Raw genomic sequence first — 16,428 nt, forward strand, 5'->3', positions numbered from 1 at the left:
CGGGCCCGGGTTCGGGCGGGCCGTCCCGTCAGGCGTACTCGTTCTCCCGCGGCGCGAAGATCAGGTTCCGGCTCTTGTCAGGACGTCCGTCGGCGATCGGGACGAGCCGGTGGTCCGCCTCGGAGATCCAGCGGAAGGTGTAGTCGAGATCCGCGAAGGGCCCGGTGAGTTCGTCCATCGGCGTCGACGCCAGGGCTTCCAGGATGATCACGGGCCGGTCGCGCTTGATGAGGTGCCGCGCTCCGTCCAGCACGCTGGGCTCGTGCCCCTCCACATCGATCTTGATCAGGTCGACGGGGGTGTCCCCGAGCTCCTCGTCCAGCGTGACGAGCTGGATACGCGCGGTGAACGCGCTGGCCAGCGGCTTGGCGAACTCCTCCAGCGAGGAGCCGGTGGAGAGCAGGTTCGCCAGCGGGAAGCGGATGTTGATGTCCGCCCGGCCGCCCTCGTCCGAGACACCCCGCTGGTGCAGCACGAGATTCTTGACACCGTTCGCCCGGTGGTTGACGGCCAGCCTGGCGTGGATCGGAGGCACCGGCTCGAAGGCGTGCACGGTGGCCTTGGGGCTGGAGAGGGCCGCGATCATCGCGTAGTAGCCGACGTGCGCGCCGACGTCGAGCACCGTACGGCTGGCGGCGGCCAGCCGGCTCCAGTGGTACAGGCTCCCCATCTCGTAGCCGAAGCGGCCGTTCCAGACGGTGTCGAGGGCCACGGCCTCGTCGTTCGCGCAGAACATGACGAACGGGGGACAGAGACCGGAGTCGATCTCCACCCATCCCTGGTAGGGAAACGCCTTGCGGTGGGTGTTGAGGATCTCGGAGGTCGTGGTCGGCCGGACCCGGGCGGCCTCCTTCGCGGTCCGCCGGTTCGCCTCGTCGAGATCTCGAATCCGGGTCCCGCGCGCCGCGCCGGCCGGCCGGCCGGACCCCGGCTTCCCGGTGGCACCCACACTTGACGAGATCTTACGGAGGATCTTCACACGTGCTCCTCGGAGTCTTCCAACGGAACTGCCGGTCGAGTAGGCCGATGCTGTCGACAGTTGATGAGCTCAACATGTTGGGACGGTGAACGTGAGGCGAATCATCGGCCCACCCCGGACAGCCGACAGGCGTCCGCCGGCCCCGGGCAGTTGCGTCCGGCAGCCGGAGGCCGCCGCTGAGCCCCTGGCCCGGGGCGCCGGCCTCCCGCACACTCGCCGTGCGCACGCGCCGTGCGCACGGACCCCGCGCAGCGGCCCCCGGACATGTCAGACCCGCGCCGCGCGCTCCCGGGCCTCCTTCGCCCCGTTCGGCCACAGCCGGGGCGCGCGTTTCGCCGCCACGTCCTCGACCCAGCCGATCGCCAGGATCATCAGGGCGATCAGCGGCCAGACCAGGACCAGCATCAGGGCCGAGTACGCGGAGTCCAGCTCGGCCGAGTACGCGTCGATCCCCGGGATGGACCAGAGCTGGTCGATGAGCGGGACCGTCGCCATGATCAGCAGGTTGTGCCAGAGATAGATCGTCACGGCCCGGTTGTTGGCGAGCGTGATCACCGTGTCGAACTGTCCGAGCCTGCCGGGAAGTTCCCGCCACGAGGGTGAGTACTGGAGCAGGATCGCGCAGAAGCCCAGCGACCACATCGCCTGGGCGAGCGGGATCTCGTCCAGGTTCCAGCCCTCGTCGGTGAGATGGCCCGAGGCCCACCACAGGGCGAAGGCCATCGTGAAGGCGGCCAGCGAGACCGTGATGTACCGCGGGACCTTGCGGAAGGCGCCGTCGTTGTGGGCGAAGCCGAGGACCCAGCAGGCGCCGTAGACCGCGAAGTCGGAGAGCGCCTCGCCGGTCTCGCCGGGAATCTCCACCAGGCCCGAGCCGAGGACCGCGGTGAGCGCGACGGGAAGGAGCAGCGTCGCCCAGGGGACCTTGCGGAACGCCCACAGCAGCAGCGGCGAGGCGAGGACGAACCAGAGATAGGCCCGGATGTACCAGAGCGGACCGGCCGCCTGCTCGGCCCAGGTCTCCTCCAGCAGACCGCTCGGCGAACCGTTCTCGTACGGGTACGGCGGGGCACCGAACGGCACGATGTAGTTGGCCAGTCGCAGGAACCACCACAGCCCCTCCTCCCTGGCCGGCCGCCAGCCCACCACGAACATCAGCGGTACGACGACCAGCGCGAACGCCCACACCGGCGGGAGCAGCCGGCGCAGCCTGCCGCGGATGACGCTCCACGGAGGCCGCTGCGACAGCGACCGGGCCATCAGCGATCCGGCGAGCGCGAACATCACGCCCATGGACGGGAAGAGGATCGTCAGCCAGGCCCAGCCGAAGACATGGAAGACCACGACCCTGACGAGCGCGACCGCCCGCAGCAGGTCCAGATAGCGGTCCCGCCCGCCGGGCGCGGGAGCCGCCGGGTCCCGCGTCCCGGCCCCGGCCCGTGCGGAGCCCCGCGTGAGGTCCTGTGCGGAGGCCCGGTCGGAGGCGGGACCGTGCGACGGGGCGTGTGCCTGGCCGTGCGCCGGAGCCTTGTGCTTCGCCCGGGGCACTCCCGGCACTCCCGGCGCTCCCCCGGTACCGACGGAATGAGCGTTCACGCGACGGGCCTCCGCTCGGCACCGCGCCCGCGCGGGCCGGGGATCGAGCCCGGCGCCTCCACCACTCCGGTACGGCGCAGCTTCTGCCACCGCAGCCGGCCACCGGTGAGCGCGGTGATCCAGGACTGGAGCAGCACCACGTACATGAGCTGCCGGTAGAGGATCTGCTGGAGGGGCAGCGAGATCAGATGGGTCATCCGTTCCCCGTCGAGGCGGAAGGCGTACGCGGCGCAGACGGCCTGGATGAGCAGGACGCCGAGCCAGGCCACGACGGTCTTCTGGGTGGGGCCGAAGACCAGGCCGTACAGCAGGAACACATCGATCAGCGGCGCCAGCAGCGGGGCCAGCACCATGAAGAGCGAGACCAGCGGCAGTCCGACCCGGCCGAAGCGGCCGGAAGGACCGCGCTCGACCAGGGCACGGCGGTGCTTCCAGATCGCCTGCATCGTGCCGTAACTCCAGCGGTACCGCTGCGACCAGAGCTGCTGCACCGACTCCGGAGCCTCGGTCCAGGCACGGGCGCGCTCGGCGTAGACCACACGCCAGCCGTCGCGGTGCATGGCCATGGTGATGTCGGTGTCCTCGGCGAGGGTGTCCTCGCTCATCCCGCCGACACGCTCCAGCGCCTCGCGCCGGAAGGCGCCGACCGCGCCCGGGATGGTGGGCATGCAGCGCAGCATGTCGTACATACGGCGGTCGAGGTTGAAGCCCATCACATACTCGATGTGCTGCCAGGCGCCGATGAGACTGTCGCGGTTGCCGACCTTGGCGTTGCCCGCGACCGCGCCGACGCGCGGATCGCCGAAGGGCTGCACCAGTTCACGGACGGTGGACGGCTCGAAGACGGTGTCGCCGTCCATCATCACGATCAGATCGTGCGTGGCGTGCGCGATGCCGTTGTTGAGGGCGGCCGGCTTGCCGGAGTTCACCTGGCGTACGACATGGACATTGGGCAGCCAGAGCGCCTCGACGATGTCCGCGGTCCCGTCGGTCGAACCGTCGTCGATGACGATGACCTCGACGGGATGGTCGCTCTCCATCAGCGAACGCACCGTATTGGCTATGCACTCGCGCTCGTTGTACGCGGGCACCAGCACGGTCACCGGTTCGGTGACGGGCCGCCCCCAGGTGAAGGTGCGGCGGCGCACCCGGCGCGCGTGCGCGAAGGAGAGCACCAGCATCAGACCGAACCGCGCGAAGACCAGCACACCGATCACGGAGAGCCCGACGACCAGCACACCGGTGATGTCGTCCGAGAGGGCGACGGCGGCGACCCACGCCTTGCCCTTCCACAGGGCCATGCCGGTGACCGGCGTATGGGCGCTGGGCGCGCCGAGGGCCTCGGTGACGGTGGTGAACTCGTAACCCCGCTCCTGCATCCGCGGCAGGAACTGCCCGAGCGCGGCGACGGTCTGCGAGCGGTCGCCACCGGAGTCGTGCATCAGCACGATCGCGCCCTTGCCGCCCTTGGGGGTGGCGTTCCGGCTGATCGCCTCGGCACCCGGACGCTTCCAGTCCTCACTGTCGGTGCTGTCGAGGACGGTGATGTAGCCGAGGCTGCCTATGTACTCGGCGACGGGCCAGGACTTGTTGTCCATGGCGGACGAGAACGAGGAGTACGGCGGCCGGAAGAGCGAGGTGCGGATGTCGGCCGCGCCGGCCAGCGCGAGCTGGTTCTGGGAGAGCTCCCAGTCGATCCGCGACTTCGTCTGGAAGGAGAGGTCGGGGTGGTTGAAGGTGTGCAGGCCGATCTCATGGCCCTCGTCCACCATGCGCTTGACCAGTGCGGGATAGCGCGAGGCCATGGTGCCGGTGACGAAGAAGACGCCGTGGGCGTCGTACTCCTTCAGCTTGTCGAGGACCTTGGGTGTCCACACCGGGTCGGGGCCGTCGTCGAAGGTGAGGACGATCCTGTGGTCCGGGATGTTCAGCGCCCGTGCGGGAGTGGCACCGCGCGCGTCGATGACCGGGCCGCCCTTGAGGATCCGCTTGGGCACCTGGTCGGCGTCGACCGACTCGCGCACGCGGTGGTCGGCGAGGATCTCGCTGTGCACATAGCCGCGGAGCATCAGCATCGCGAACAGCGCGACCAGGATGAGTGAGGGAAGCAGATAGCGCATGGGCAGCCGATGGCGCCTGGCGCGCGGGGGCTTGTTGTGGCGGGCGTTGTGGCGGGCCCTGCCGCCGCTCTTCTGCCGGGCCCGGCCGGCGGGGGCACCGCCGGTGGATCCGTCGGCGGGTCTGCCGGTGTGGGTCATCTAGCGCGTGCCTTCCATGGCCATCGGCTGGCCGCCTTCCGGCTGACCGCCTTCCACCGGCGGTGTCTCGACGGGCGGCGAACTGGGCCCGGTGGACGGCGGCGACGGATCCGGGGAGGTACCGGTGGGAGGCTCGCCGCCGGTCCCTGCGGTGTCGTCGTCCGGGTCGCCGCCGGTGCCGGGCGGCAGCTCCAGGCCGGGCCTGGTGCCGCCCGTACCGCCGTCCGGACCGGTGGACGGCTTCGACGAAGCGGATGTGCCGGGCACCGGCTCGCCCGAGACGTCGGTGCCGGCGCTCTGGGAGGACCGCGGAACGGCCTGGCCGTTCGAGTCGGTCGGCGTGGCAGTGGTGACACCCGGTGCGCCCGGCGCCGCGCCGGCGGACGGGCTGGTCGTCGGCGCGGGCTGTATCTCGACGGTGTCCGGCCGCTGTTCGTCGGCGAGGCCCGGTATCTGAAGCCAGGGCGCGCTGGAGCTGCCGCCGATCAGGGCGATGACCAGCGTCAGCGCGTAGCAGGCACAGGCGATCGCCACGATCCAGCCCGCCCTGCGGAACGTCTTGCTGCGACGGCCGCTGGCGTCGACGAACACCGGGCCGTCGGAGAGTTCGGGACCGGCTCCCCGCGCGGGTCCTGACTCCTGCGCGGGATGGGTGCCCGTGGGCAGTTCGGAGAGCTGACGGCCCACGCCGTCGAGTTCCGCCGTGGCATCACTCGGATCATGCGTATGCCCCGTTCGGGCATCTTCTTGCCATTTGTCCACTGTGCTAGGCACATCCCCCACCACTGAATGTTTTTGGGTGTCCCACGCGGCTGGCTGGATATCACTGCGGCGGCCGAGCCCCCACTCGGACCGAGTACCCCCCTACCACACCGCACCCGGGCCACGAATGTAGCGCAGTGAGGCGGTCCGGGAGTTCAGCTTCGGAGGTTGCTGTGCATCAGTCCGGTGACAGTGGTCGCGCGTCGGCGGGAAGCCGGCCCCCGGCGCACAGATCAAGCCAATCTTCCTCTTCCGCGAGTTCGGCGGCGGCGGCACGCGGCGCGTTCACCCCGGGCGACCCGCGCGGCTCCGGGCCCGGTCCGGGCACGACTGAGGCCCCGCTGCCGGAGCAGTGGGGCCTCAGTCCGTGTTCACATGGGAATTGTGGAGATGGCGGGAATCGAACCCGCGTCCAACGGTGCGGAACCAGGACTTCTCCGAGCGCAGTCCGCTTCGCTTTTCTCAGCCCCGGAGATCACGCGGACAAGTCTCCGACGGGCTCAGTCACTGTTTGGTTTCCCGCTGCTCCCCGTGACCGGGCTCAGTGGTTTAGTTCCCTAGCTGATGCCAGGATCCGGGTCGGGAACAGCCCCGGGCTGACACTCCGCGGAGTCTTCGCTAGCTGCTGATTAGGCAGCGAGAGCGAAGGCGGAGGAATCGCGCTTAGAAGTGGCGATTATTGTTTGCGACATATGGTTAACGAGATCATTGCCGCTTCCTCGGCTCGCTTCCCCTGCTTCGACATCCGCTGTCGAAACCGATCATCCCCATGTTGATTTTTCAATCGTGAGCACACACCCGCCGTGGGGTGCGCAGCCCATCGTACGTGATCAGCGCGCGACGGTGCCAGCGTATTCCGCCGAAGGAGCCCCCGGCGGGCCGCTCAGGCCCGCTGGCGGCGCTTCACCGCCGAGATCGCGCGGTCCGTCTCGCGGCGGTCCTGCTTCTCGCGCAGCGTCTGGCGCTTGTCGTACTCCTTCTTGCCCTTCGCCAGCGCGATCTCGACCTTGGCCCGGCCGTCCTTGAAGTACAGGGCCAGCGGCACCACCGTATGGCCGGACTCCTGCGACTTGGACTCCAGCTTGTCGATCTCGGCGCGGTGCATCAGCAGCTTGCGCTTGCGCCGGGCGGTGTGGTTGGTCCAGGTGCCCTGGCTGTACTCGGGCACATGGACGTTGTGCAGCCAGGCCTCGTGCCCGTCGATCTGGACGAAACCGTCCACCAGGGAGGCCCGTCCCTGGCGCAGGGACTTCACCTCGGTGCCGGTCAGCACGAGACCGCACTCATAGGTGTCGAGAATGTGGTAATCGTGCCGCGCCTTCTTGTTCTGCGCGATCAGTTTGCGCCCTGTTTCCTTAGCCATAGTCCCGCCATTTTCGCACCCCGGCGCAACTTCTTTACCGTGTGCCGCCGAGACCGCTCAGTACGGTCGTGGCCCGCTCCTGGGCCCGTTCGCTCACCAGCAGATCCGGGGTGACGCCCCGGCCGTCCACGCCATGGCCGGCCGGAGTGCGGTAATGACCCACGGTCAGCTCGGCGACGGAGCCGTCGGGCAGCCGGCTCGGCATCTGGACCGAGCCCTTGCCGAAGGTGCGCGAACCGACCGTGACGGAGCGGCCACGGTCCTGGAGGGCGCCGGTGACCAGCTCGGCGGCGCTCATCGTGCCGCCGTCGACCAGCACCACCACGGGCCGGCCGGTGTCACCGCCGGGAGCCGCGTACAGGGCGCGCTGCTCACCGCGTATGTCGTACGTGGCGACCAGACCGCCGTCGAGGAACGCGGAGGCGGCCGTGACGGCCTCGGTGACCAGACCTCCGGCGTTGCCCCGCAGGTCGAGCAGGATGCCGATGCCCTCGGGCGCGCCGAGGACCGCGTCGCGCACCCGCGTGCCGGAGCCCTTGGTGAACGCCTCGACCGTGATCCGCAGCACACCGCCGGCGATACGGTCCACCGTGACGGACTCGGTGGCGAGCCTGGCGCGCCGCAGGCTCTTCGTCCAGGAGCGCCCGTCCCGCTCCAGCCCCAGGACGACGGTGGTCCCGACGGCGGCGGACGCGGATCCCTCGGGGTCCGGACCGGACCCCTCGCTCTTCGTGCCGCCGCGCAGCAGCGCCATGACCTCCGTCACCGGCAGCCGCGCGACACCGGCGCCGTCAATGGTCCTGATGATGTCGCCGGGTCCGACACCGGCCCGGGCCGCCGGGCCGCCGGGCTGGACCCGGGTCACCTCGACCAGCCCGTCGGCCGTCCGCCTGGCGCCGATGCCGACCCCGGTGTACGTACCGTCGAGGGCCTGCTCGAACTCCTCGTACCGCTCCTTGTCGTACACCGCGCCCCAGCGGTCGCCGCTGCGGCTGACGACCTCCTCGGCCGCCTCCGTCGCCGACTTGCCGTCGGCCATGGCCTCGGCCGCCGCCCTGGCGACCTCGTCGCGGTCGGCCGTGGCGGCGACGGTCCTGGTGGGTACGCGGGCGGTCCCCTCCTCGGCGCGCGGCAGCGAGTCCGTCGCGGCGGCCGTGGCGAGGACACTCGCGAACAGCAATGTCAGGGCGGCCCCACGGCGGAAACCACGGGATCTATGGTGCGACTCGGAACCCGACATGACGTTGAGTCTAGGACAACACCGGACAGCCCAAGGGAGCTTGCCCCGACGCGGCCAGGGGCGCTTGTCACACCCTGAGGTACTTGCGCAGCGCGAGGAAAGCGGCCACGGCGGGCATCAGCAGACCGATCGCGAGCACCAGCGGAAGCTTGGCGAGCACGGCGTCCCAGCCGATGAAGTTGACGAGCTGCATCTTCTCGGCGAGCGCGAGACCGTTGTCGATCAGGAAGTAGCGGCCCAGCAGCAGCATGACGCAGGCGACCGTCCCTCCGATCAGCCCGGCGAACGCGGCCTCCATGATGAACGGCATCTGGATGTAGAAGCTGGAGGCGCCCACCAGCCGCATGATCCCCGTCTCGCGGCGGCGGCTGAACGCCGACACCCGTACGGTGTTGACGATCAGCATCAGGGCGATGACCAGCATGAGCAGCATCACCCAGATCGCGACCCAGTTCATGCCGTTCATCAGGTCGAAGAGATTCTGGAGGATGTCCCGCTGGTCCTGGACGGACTCCACGCCGTCCCGGCCCGCGAAGGCCGTCGCGACCACCTTGTACTTCTCGGGATCCTCCAGCTTGACCCGGAAGGACTCCGGCATCTGGTCCGGGGTGATCGAGCCGGCGATCGGGGAATCGCCGTACTTCTCCTTGTAGTGCTTGTACGCCTCGTCGGCCGTCTCGTAATGGACCTTCTCGACGATGTCCATCTTCTTCAGATCGGTCTCGATCTGCTTCTTCTGCTCACCCGTGACCGCGCCCTTGACGCACTTGGGCGCGGTCGCCGCGTCGTTCTTGTTGCAGAGGAAGATGGAGACATTGACCTTGTCGTACCAGTAGTCCTTCATCACGCTGACCTGGTCGCGCATGAGCAGCGCGCCGCCGAACAGGGCGAGCGAGAGGGCTACGGAGACGATGACGGCGAAGGTCATCGTGAGATTGCGACGGAGACCGACGCCGATCTCCGACAGGACGAACTGGGCGCGCATGGCGTCCTTTCAGCTTTCGATTCAGCTATCGGTGCTCAGTGCTGGTAGCCGTAGACGCCGCGTGCCTGGTCACGCACCAGCCGGCCCTTTTCCAGCTCGATCACGCGCTTGCGCATCTGGTCGACGATGTTCTGGTCGTGGGTCGCCATCACGACGGTGGTTCCGGTGCGGTTGATACGGTCCAGCAGCTTCATGATGCCGACGGAGGTCTGGGGGTCCAGGTTTCCGGTCGGCTCGTCCGCGATCAGCAGCAGCGGACGGTTGACGAAGGCCCGCGCGATCGCGACGCGCTGCTGCTCACCGCCGGAGAGCTCGCCGGGCATCCGGTCCTCCTTGCCGCCCAGACCGACGAGGTCGAGGACCTGGGGGACGGACTTGCGGATCTCGCCGCGGGACTTGCCGATGACCTCCTGGGCGAAGGCCACGTTCTCGGCGACGGTCTTGTTCGGCAGCAGCCGGAAGTCCTGGAACACGGTGCCGAGCTGGCGGCGCATCTGCGGCACCTTCCAGTTGGACAGGCGCGCGAGGTCCTTGCCGAGGACATGCACCATGCCGTGGCTGGTGCGCTCCTCACGCAGGAGCAGTCTCAGGAAGGTCGACTTGCCGGAACCGGACGAGCCGACCAGGAAGACGAACTCTCCCTTCTCGATTTCGAGGGAGACATCACGCAGGGCCGGGCGGTTCTGCTTCGGATAGGTCTTGGAGACGTTGTCGAATCGGATCACGGGATGCACCACGCACGGTCGGCCGGGAGATACGGGAGTACGGGAGTGGGTGACAGGAGAGTGAGGGAGTAGGTGAGCGAGACCTTACGCGAAGCGGACTGGGCCGCGCAGTCCGCGTCCGGGGTTGGGGCGACGGAGGCAGCGGCGGTACGTCCGGGCTTGGGGCGCTTTATCACGGATGCGCGGTGGCCGCCAGCAGTGGTGGGCCCGCCGGAATGCCGTCGGCCGAGCCGAAAGCGTCGGGAACTGGCACAGTGGGTCGGGGAACGGTCGTGTTTCCCGGAGCGTTGAGCGGAGTGAACACTGGCTGCGGCTCCGCCGCGCGGTGAGGAGGAATGCGCATGACCTACGACCGATTGGTGTGCGCCAACTGCGCGGGGCCCGTCAGCGAGGGCAGATGCCGCGTCTGCCGTGCCAACAGGGAGCGGCTTCAGCAGCAGGGTCCCTTGGGCGGCCTGAGCCCGGTGGCTCTGCTGACGCTGCTCGTCCTGCTGGTGGCGGCGGTGGCGCTGGTCGCCGCGCACCAGCCCGCCTGAGCCCGGCAGGGCGCGGCCGGGCTCAGCGGGCCGGGAGCGGGCACGGCCGGGCTCCGCGGGGCTCGGGCCCCCTCGGGGGCACACAAGGCCCTCGGGACGGCACGGCCCCGCTCGGGGAGACCTCAGGGCACACCAGAGGGGCCCGGACGCCTTGACCGGCGTCCGGGCCCCTCTGTCGTGTCTGTGCGTTCGTACGCGCCCAGGGCCCAGGGCCTAGGCGGCGGTACGGCCACCGCCCACCAGGCGCGGCAGCATCCGGAAGCCGACACCGCCCGCGATCATGGTCGCGGCGCCGATCAGCAGGAACGAGGTCTCGGCGGCGCCGGTCTCCGCCAGCTCCTCCTTGGCCGCACCCTGCTGCACCGGCTGGGAGCCGGCGCTGTCGGTGTCGGTGTTGTCGACGCACTCGGCGCCGTCGAGGTCGACGGTGCAGGTGCCCGTACCGCTGTTGCCGCTACCGCCCGTACCGGCCCCGTTGCCCGGGCCGTCGGTCGGGTCCGTGGACGGGTCCGACGTCGGGTCGGTGGAGGGCTCGGGCTCCTCGGTCGGCGGCTCCTGCGTGGGAGGCTCCTCGGTGGGAGGCTCCTGCGTCGGCGGCTCCTCCGTGGGAGGCTCCTGCGTAGGCGGCTCCTGCGTGGGAGGCTCCTCGGTCGGCGGCTCCTGCGTCGGCGGCTCCTCCGTGGGAGGGTCCGGGATCACGGTCGGCGCGTCGGTCGGGTCGTCGCCGATACCGGTGAGACCGACATCGACGGAGACGCCCGCTCCGATACCCACGGCCTGAGCGGCGCCCGCGATGGTCAGTGAGGCGCCCGCGGCGATCACCGCGCCGGCGGCCACGCGCGCAACGCGGATCCGCGTCTTCTTGGTCATCTGCTTGCTACCCCCAGTAGCTCATTCGTCAGTGGTGCAGCGTCCGGCGCGGCGGCCACGGGGCTCCGTATCTGATCCGCCCCGGTCGCACGCGCCTCGGAATACGCATGCCGCGCGCCAGCTTTCCGAGTTTTCATATACGCGTCAAGGTGGTTGCGCGCGCGATGACCGTTATCGCGTCAGTTGTCCACGCGCAAGGCCGTAACTGTGACGAAAAAGGGAACTGCCGCCCTGTGGGCGGCAGTTCCCTTGTCGACAAAGCGTGAATCTACTTGTCCTGCTGCTTGCGCCAGCGAATTCCCGCTTCCAGGAAACCGTCGATCTCACCGTCGAGCACGCCCTGCGGATTGCCGACCTCGAACTCCGTCCGCAGGTCCTTGACCATCTGGTAAGGATGCAGAACATACGAACGCATCTGGTTGCCCCAGGAGTTGCCGCCGTCGCCCTTGAGCGCGTCCATCCTCGCCTGCTCCTCCTGGCGGCGGCGTTCGAGCAGCTTCGCCTGGAGGACGTTCATGGCGCTCGCCTTGTTCTGGATCTGGGAGCGCTCGTTCTGGCAGGAGACGACGATGCCGGTCGGGAGGTGCGTGATACGGACCGCGGAGTCGGTGGTGTTGACGCCCTGTCCGCCGGGACCGGAGGCGCGGTAGACATCCACGCGCAGCTCGGTCTCGTCGATCTCGACATGGTCGCTGGACTCCACGACCGGGAGCACCTCGACACCGGCGAAGGAGGTCTGCCGGCGGCCCTGGTTGTCGAACGGCGAGATACGGACGAGCCGGTGGGTGCCCTGCTCCACGGAGAGCGTGCCGTACGCGTAGGGCGCCTTGACGACGAAGGTGGTCGACTTGATGCCGGCCTCCTCCGCGTACGAGGTCTCGTAGACCTCGGTGCCGTAGCCGTGCCGCTCGGCCCAGCGCAGATACATGCGCTGGAGCTGCTCGGCGAAGTCGGCGGCGTCGACGCCGCCCGCCTCGGCCCGGATGTTCACGAGCGCCTCGCGCTCGTCGTACTCGCCGGACAGGAGCGTACGGACCTCCATCTCGTCCAACGCCTTGCGCACCGACTCCAGCTCGGACTCGGCCTCGGCCCGGGTGTCCGGGTCGTCCTCGGCCTCGGCCAGCTCGAACAGCACTTCGAGGTCGTCGATCCGCCCGCGGAGCGCCTCCGTCTTGCGGACCTCGGCCTGGAGGTGCGAGAGCTTGCTGGTGATCTTCTGCGCCGCCTCCGGGTCGTCCCAGAGGGACGGCGCCGCGGCCCGCTCCTCCAGCACGGCGATGTCGGCCCTCAGTTTGTCGAGGTCCAGCACGGCCTCGATCGACCCCATGGTCGAGGAGAGGGACTTCAGCTCTTCGGATACATCGACGACTGCCACGCCTCCAGACTAGCCCCTCTTTTTTCGGGGGCAGGGTTCGCCTCCGGGGCGCCTCGAGTCGGCGCCGACAGCCGACCGTGCTCGGCCGCTCGTGCCTCGCGAACCTCCGCCCGCGCGGCGGAGCCGCACATCGAGCACAGCCTCCCTTTCGACAGCGGGCAGAGCGTGTCCGTGTCCCAGGCGGCCGAGGCGAACGAAACCGATCGGGGCCCGCCTCGGCAGCCTCGGGCACGGAGACGTGCCGGTTCCGCCCGCCGCCGGCGAGTGAGCCGAAGGGCGCGCCGCTGTCGAAAGGGAGAGCGCGCGCAGGCCCTGAGGAACGAAGGGCCGAGCACGGTCGACCGTCGACAGGGGCACAGAGCGCCCGGAGGCGAACCGAGCCCTCAAAAAGAAGGTGCGTGAGCCGAAGGGCGCGTCGGTGCCGAAAAGGAGAGCGCGCGCAGGCCCTGAGGAACGAAGGGCCGAGCACGGTCGACCGTCGACAGGGGCACAGAGCGCCCGGAGGCGAACCGAGCCCCAAAAAAGAGGTGCGAACCGAGCCTCAGAGAAATACTGCCAGCGAGCCCACTGCCGCCAGGAGGACCACCAGCACCGAGATCACGCCCAGGGTCAGCCGGCGTTTGCGTACCGTCTCCGCCTTGTGGCGGGCCGAGCCCGGTCGGCGCTGGCCCGGGGAGCGGGGGGCGCGGGCCGTGCCGCGGGCGCCGCCCGCCAGTTCGTCCGGGCCCGGCACGCGCATGCTCGTATGGGTGTCCCGGTTGGAGTCGGGCGCCGCGCCCGGCACCAGCGGGACCGCGCCGCGGCGGCGCGGCGCCTCGGGGGCCGACAGGCCCGGCTCCTCGTACGAGGGCGGCTGGGCGGGCTCCGCGTCGGGCTCGTCCACGTCCAGCGGGGGGATGCCCGCGAGCAGGGGGAGCTGTTCGCGCAGCCGGGCCGCCAGCTCGGAGGCGCGCAGCCGGGAGGCCGGGGCCTTGGCCAGGCACTGGACGAGGAGCTGCCACAGCTCCTCCGGAATACCGGGCAGCGGGACGACGGTCTCGGTGACATGCCGGCGCAGCACGGCCCCGGGGTGGCCGCCGCCGAACGGCGTGAAGCCCGCGAGCAGCTCGTACAGCACCGTGGCCAGGGCGTAGATGTCGACGGCGGCGCGCGGCGGCAGGCCCTCGACGATCTCGGGCGCCAGATAGTCCGGCGTGCCGATGATCCTGGTCGCCTTGGTGCGCCGCGGGGTGTCGATCAGCTTCGCGACCCCGAAGTCGGTCAGCAGCGCGGGGTGCGCGCCGCCGGGGCCGAGCGGGCCCTCCATGTCGAGCAGGATGTTCTCCGGCTTGACGTCGCGGTGGACGATCCCGGCCGCGTGCGCGGCGGCGAGAGCGTCGGCGACATCGGCGATGATCGCGACCGCGGCCTCGGGCGCGAGCCGGCGCTCGCGGTCCAGCCGGGTACGCAGATCCGTCCCGCGCACCAGCTCCATCACCAGCGCCAGATCGTTGCCGTCCACGACGAGATCGCGGACGCCCACCACCCGGGGATGGTCGAGCCCGAGCAGGGCGGTGCGCTCCTGTACGAAGCGTCCGACCAGCTCCTGGTCGGAGGCGAGGTCCTCGCGCAACAGCTTGATGGCCACGGGCCCCTCGGGCCCTTCCCCGAGCCACACCGTGCCCGCGCTGCCCCGCCCAAGAATCTGATGGGCGGTGTACCGGCTGCCGATATTCCGTGCCAAGACTGCTCCCTCAGCGGCTGGCGTTGCCCATCAAAGTACGCGGGTATCGGGGCTTTCCGTACGGGATCCGGGGGTTGTCCCCCCTGGGATCACTGCCCCGGTACCGAACCCGAGCCGGAGCCCGGGTCCGAACCGCCCAGCTCCGAGAACCAGTCCGTCACCGTCGAAAACGCGTCACTTATCGCCGTCCAGTAGCTCTTGCCCTCGGCGACCCAGTCCTGAAGAGGTGTCAGCTCCCAGACCAGCCAGCCCGCGACGAAGAGCAGGACGAGCGTGAACAGACACCCCTTGAGACAGCCCAGACCGGGAATCCGCATCGGATTGGCGCTGCGCTGCCGCGGTTCGCGCGGCTGACGCGGTGCCGGCTGCTGGGGCGGCGGCTGCGGAGGAGCATACGGCTGCTGCTGCGGCGCGTACCGCTGCTGGGGCTGGGGTGGCTGCGGCGCGTACTGCTGCGGAGGCCGGGCCTGGCGCTGGGGCCGCTGCTGACGCGGGGGCGACTGCGGCGGCTGCTGCTGCTGTTGCTGCTGCTGCTGCTGTTGCTGCTGCTGCTGCTGCTGCCGGGGAGCCTGCGGGCGCTGCGGACGGCGGCGCAGCGGGTCCTGGTCCGGGTCCAGATACTGCACCTGGGTCTGCTCGTTGCGGTCGCGCGCGGCCTGGAGCTGGCTCTGCCAGGGGTGCGGGCCCTCGGGCTCGGGTGTCCCGTCGGGACGCGGCGGCACGGGCGGCATGACCGCCGTCGGATCGGCGGCGCCGGGCGGCCGGCCGAATCCGGGGCCGCCGGGGCCCGCGCCCGTGGAGGGCATGACGCTGGTCGCCGCGTTCGGGTCGTACGAACCCGCGTTGCTCGGCAGGACCTGTGTCGGATCGGCTGCGCCGGGCAGGTCCGGCACCGGCGCGGGTGCCGGATCGGGCGCGAGCAGCGCGCCGACGCCGAGCGCGGCGTCGACCTGGGCGGGGGTGGAGTGCACCCCGACACCGGCGGCGACGGTCCGCAGGGCGCGGGCGAGGTTCTGGGCGCTGGGACGCTGGGCCGGGTCCTTGCGCAGACAGCGCTCGATGACCGTCCACAGCGGCTCGGGCACGGTGGTGGGGCGGCGGGGCTCCTCGCTGAGATGGCGGTGAAGCACCTCCAGCGCGGTCGCGCCGGCGAACGGCGGACGGCCCGTGACCAGCTCGTACAGCAGGATGCCCGCGCCGTAGATGTCGACGGCGGAGGTCTGCGGGCGCCCTTCGGCGGACTCCGGCGCGACATAGGCGGGAGTGCCGACGAACTCGTGCGTACGGGTCAGTCCCGGGGAGTCGGCGAGCCGGGCGATGCCGAAGTCCGTGAGCATCGGGTGCATTCCGGCGCCGTCGTCCTTGAGCAGGACATTGGCGGGCTTGAGGTCGCGGTGCACGACGCCGTCGGCGTGGCTGGCGGCGAGCGCGTCCGCGATCTGGGCGGTCAACAGGGCCGCCGCGACCGGTGAGAAGGGCCCGTTGTCCCGCAGATAGCGGTGCAGGTCGGGACCGTCGACCAGGTCCATGACGAGCGCGAGGAGATCGCCCTCCACGACCAGATCGCGGGTGCGCACGATATTGGGGTGGGTGAGCCGGAGCAGCACGGAGCGCTCGCGCAGGAAGCGCATCACGACATCCGCGTCGTTGGCCAGCTCCTCCTTGAGGACCTTGATCGCGACAGTCTCGCCGGGCTGGCCGGCCACGGCCGCCTCGGCACCCGCCGTCTCCCGCTGACGGGCGCGCCAGACGGTGCCCGTGGCGCCGCGTCCGAGCGGCTCCTCGAGCAGGTACTTGCTGCCTACCGGCCGCACGTCATGCGCTCCCTGCTGGTCGTGGTCATCCGTGGCTCCGGGCGTCCCGGGCTTCCGACCCACTTTAGACGGCCCGAACGGGTCGCCGAACGGATCACGGAAGGGATCACCGGCCGGTCATCTTCCTGTCCCGCACCGGTCGCGTTCGGAGGAAAGACGCTCACATCCGGCGGTTGGTTGCCGAACAGCAGGTCGGAGGGCG

General features: G+C 70.2%; 13 protein-coding genes and 1 other RNA gene. 1 reads left to right on the forward strand and 13 read right to left on the reverse strand.

The window, feature by feature from the left end; translation table 11 throughout:
- Window positions 1–28: 28 nt before the first annotated feature.
- The 9 genes from BFF77_RS02710 to ftsE all read right to left on the reverse strand — a co-directional run bounded on the left by BFF77_RS02710 (window position 29) and on the right by ftsE (window position 9,908).
- Complete coding sequence (locus BFF77_RS02710) at window positions 29–979, reverse strand: FkbM family methyltransferase (RefSeq protein WP_066943402.1); 951 nt, start codon at window positions 977–979, stop codon at window positions 29–31.
- Window positions 980–1,246: 267 nt separating this feature from the next.
- Window positions 1,247–2,575, reverse strand: coding sequence for an acyltransferase family protein (locus BFF77_RS02715; protein WP_245703135.1), 1,329 nt, complete (start codon window positions 2,573–2,575; stop codon window positions 1,247–1,249).
- Entirely contained in the window at window positions 2,572–4,695 is a 2,124-nt protein-coding gene (locus BFF77_RS02720; protein WP_066943438.1) for a bifunctional polysaccharide deacetylase/glycosyltransferase family 2 protein, read from the reverse strand. Before BFF77_RS02720 ends, BFF77_RS02715 begins: the two co-directional genes overlap by 4 nt.
- 138 nt (window positions 4,696–4,833) lie before the next feature.
- Window positions 4,834–5,607, reverse strand: a complete 774-nt coding sequence (locus tag BFF77_RS02725; RefSeq protein ID WP_245703137.1) for a hypothetical protein — start codon at window positions 5,605–5,607, stop codon at window positions 4,834–4,836.
- A gap of 370 nt (window positions 5,608–5,977) precedes the next feature.
- Window positions 5,978–6,364: a transfer-messenger RNA gene (gene ssrA, locus BFF77_RS02730) on the reverse strand.
- 114 nt (window positions 6,365–6,478) lie between these two features.
- Entirely contained in the window at window positions 6,479–6,958 is a 480-nt protein-coding gene (gene smpB, locus BFF77_RS02735; RefSeq protein WP_066943406.1) for an SsrA-binding protein SmpB, read from the reverse strand.
- Between the two features lie 34 nt (window positions 6,959–6,992).
- A complete protein-coding gene (locus tag BFF77_RS02740) occupies window positions 6,993–8,198 on the reverse strand; it encodes a S41 family peptidase (RefSeq protein ID WP_066943408.1) in 1,206 nt (401 codons plus the stop codon).
- A 67-nt stretch (window positions 8,199–8,265) separates the two neighbouring features.
- Window positions 8,266–9,183 carry a permease-like cell division protein FtsX gene (gene ftsX, locus BFF77_RS02745; protein ID WP_066943410.1) on the reverse strand — a complete coding sequence of 306 codons (918 nt, stop codon included), beginning with the start codon at window positions 9,181–9,183 and terminating at the stop codon, window positions 8,266–8,268.
- Window positions 9,184–9,218: 35 nt separating this feature from the next.
- The gene (ftsE, locus tag BFF77_RS02750; RefSeq protein ID WP_046503740.1) at window positions 9,219–9,908 is read right to left on the reverse strand and encodes a cell division ATP-binding protein FtsE; all 690 of its coding nucleotides are present in this window, start codon (window positions 9,906–9,908) and stop codon (window positions 9,219–9,221) included.
- A gap of 341 nt (window positions 9,909–10,249) precedes the next feature.
- Between ftsE and BFF77_RS02755 the strand changes: the two genes are divergently transcribed.
- Window positions 10,250–10,444, forward strand: coding sequence for a hypothetical protein (locus BFF77_RS02755; RefSeq protein ID WP_066943440.1), 195 nt, complete (start codon window positions 10,250–10,252; stop codon window positions 10,442–10,444).
- 213 nt (window positions 10,445–10,657) lie between these two features.
- Here BFF77_RS02755 and BFF77_RS35420 read toward each other — a convergent pair whose 3' ends face one another.
- From BFF77_RS35420 to BFF77_RS02775, 4 genes are all read right to left on the reverse strand, one after another.
- Complete coding sequence (locus BFF77_RS35420) at window positions 10,658–11,314, reverse strand: LPXTG cell wall anchor domain-containing protein (protein WP_066943412.1); 657 nt, start codon at window positions 11,312–11,314, stop codon at window positions 10,658–10,660.
- Window positions 11,315–11,582: 268 nt separating this feature from the next.
- On the reverse strand, window positions 11,583–12,689 hold the full coding sequence (prfB, locus tag BFF77_RS02765; protein WP_066943414.1) for a peptide chain release factor 2: 1,107 nt from the start codon (window positions 12,687–12,689) through the stop codon (window positions 11,583–11,585).
- Window positions 12,690–13,230: 541 nt separating this feature from the next.
- Window positions 13,231–14,412 carry a serine/threonine-protein kinase gene (locus BFF77_RS02770; protein ID WP_066943416.1) on the reverse strand — a complete coding sequence of 394 codons (1,182 nt, stop codon included), beginning with the start codon at window positions 14,410–14,412 and terminating at the stop codon, window positions 13,231–13,233.
- Between the two features lie 89 nt (window positions 14,413–14,501).
- A complete protein-coding gene (locus tag BFF77_RS02775) occupies window positions 14,502–16,226 on the reverse strand; it encodes a serine/threonine-protein kinase (protein WP_066943418.1) in 1,725 nt (574 codons plus the stop codon).
- Window positions 16,227–16,428: the final 202 nt, after the last annotated feature.

The sequence above is a fragment of the Streptomyces lushanensis genome (genome assembly GCF_001700515.1).
Lineage (GTDB): Bacteria > Actinomycetota > Actinomycetes > Streptomycetales > Streptomycetaceae > Streptomyces > Streptomyces lushanensis.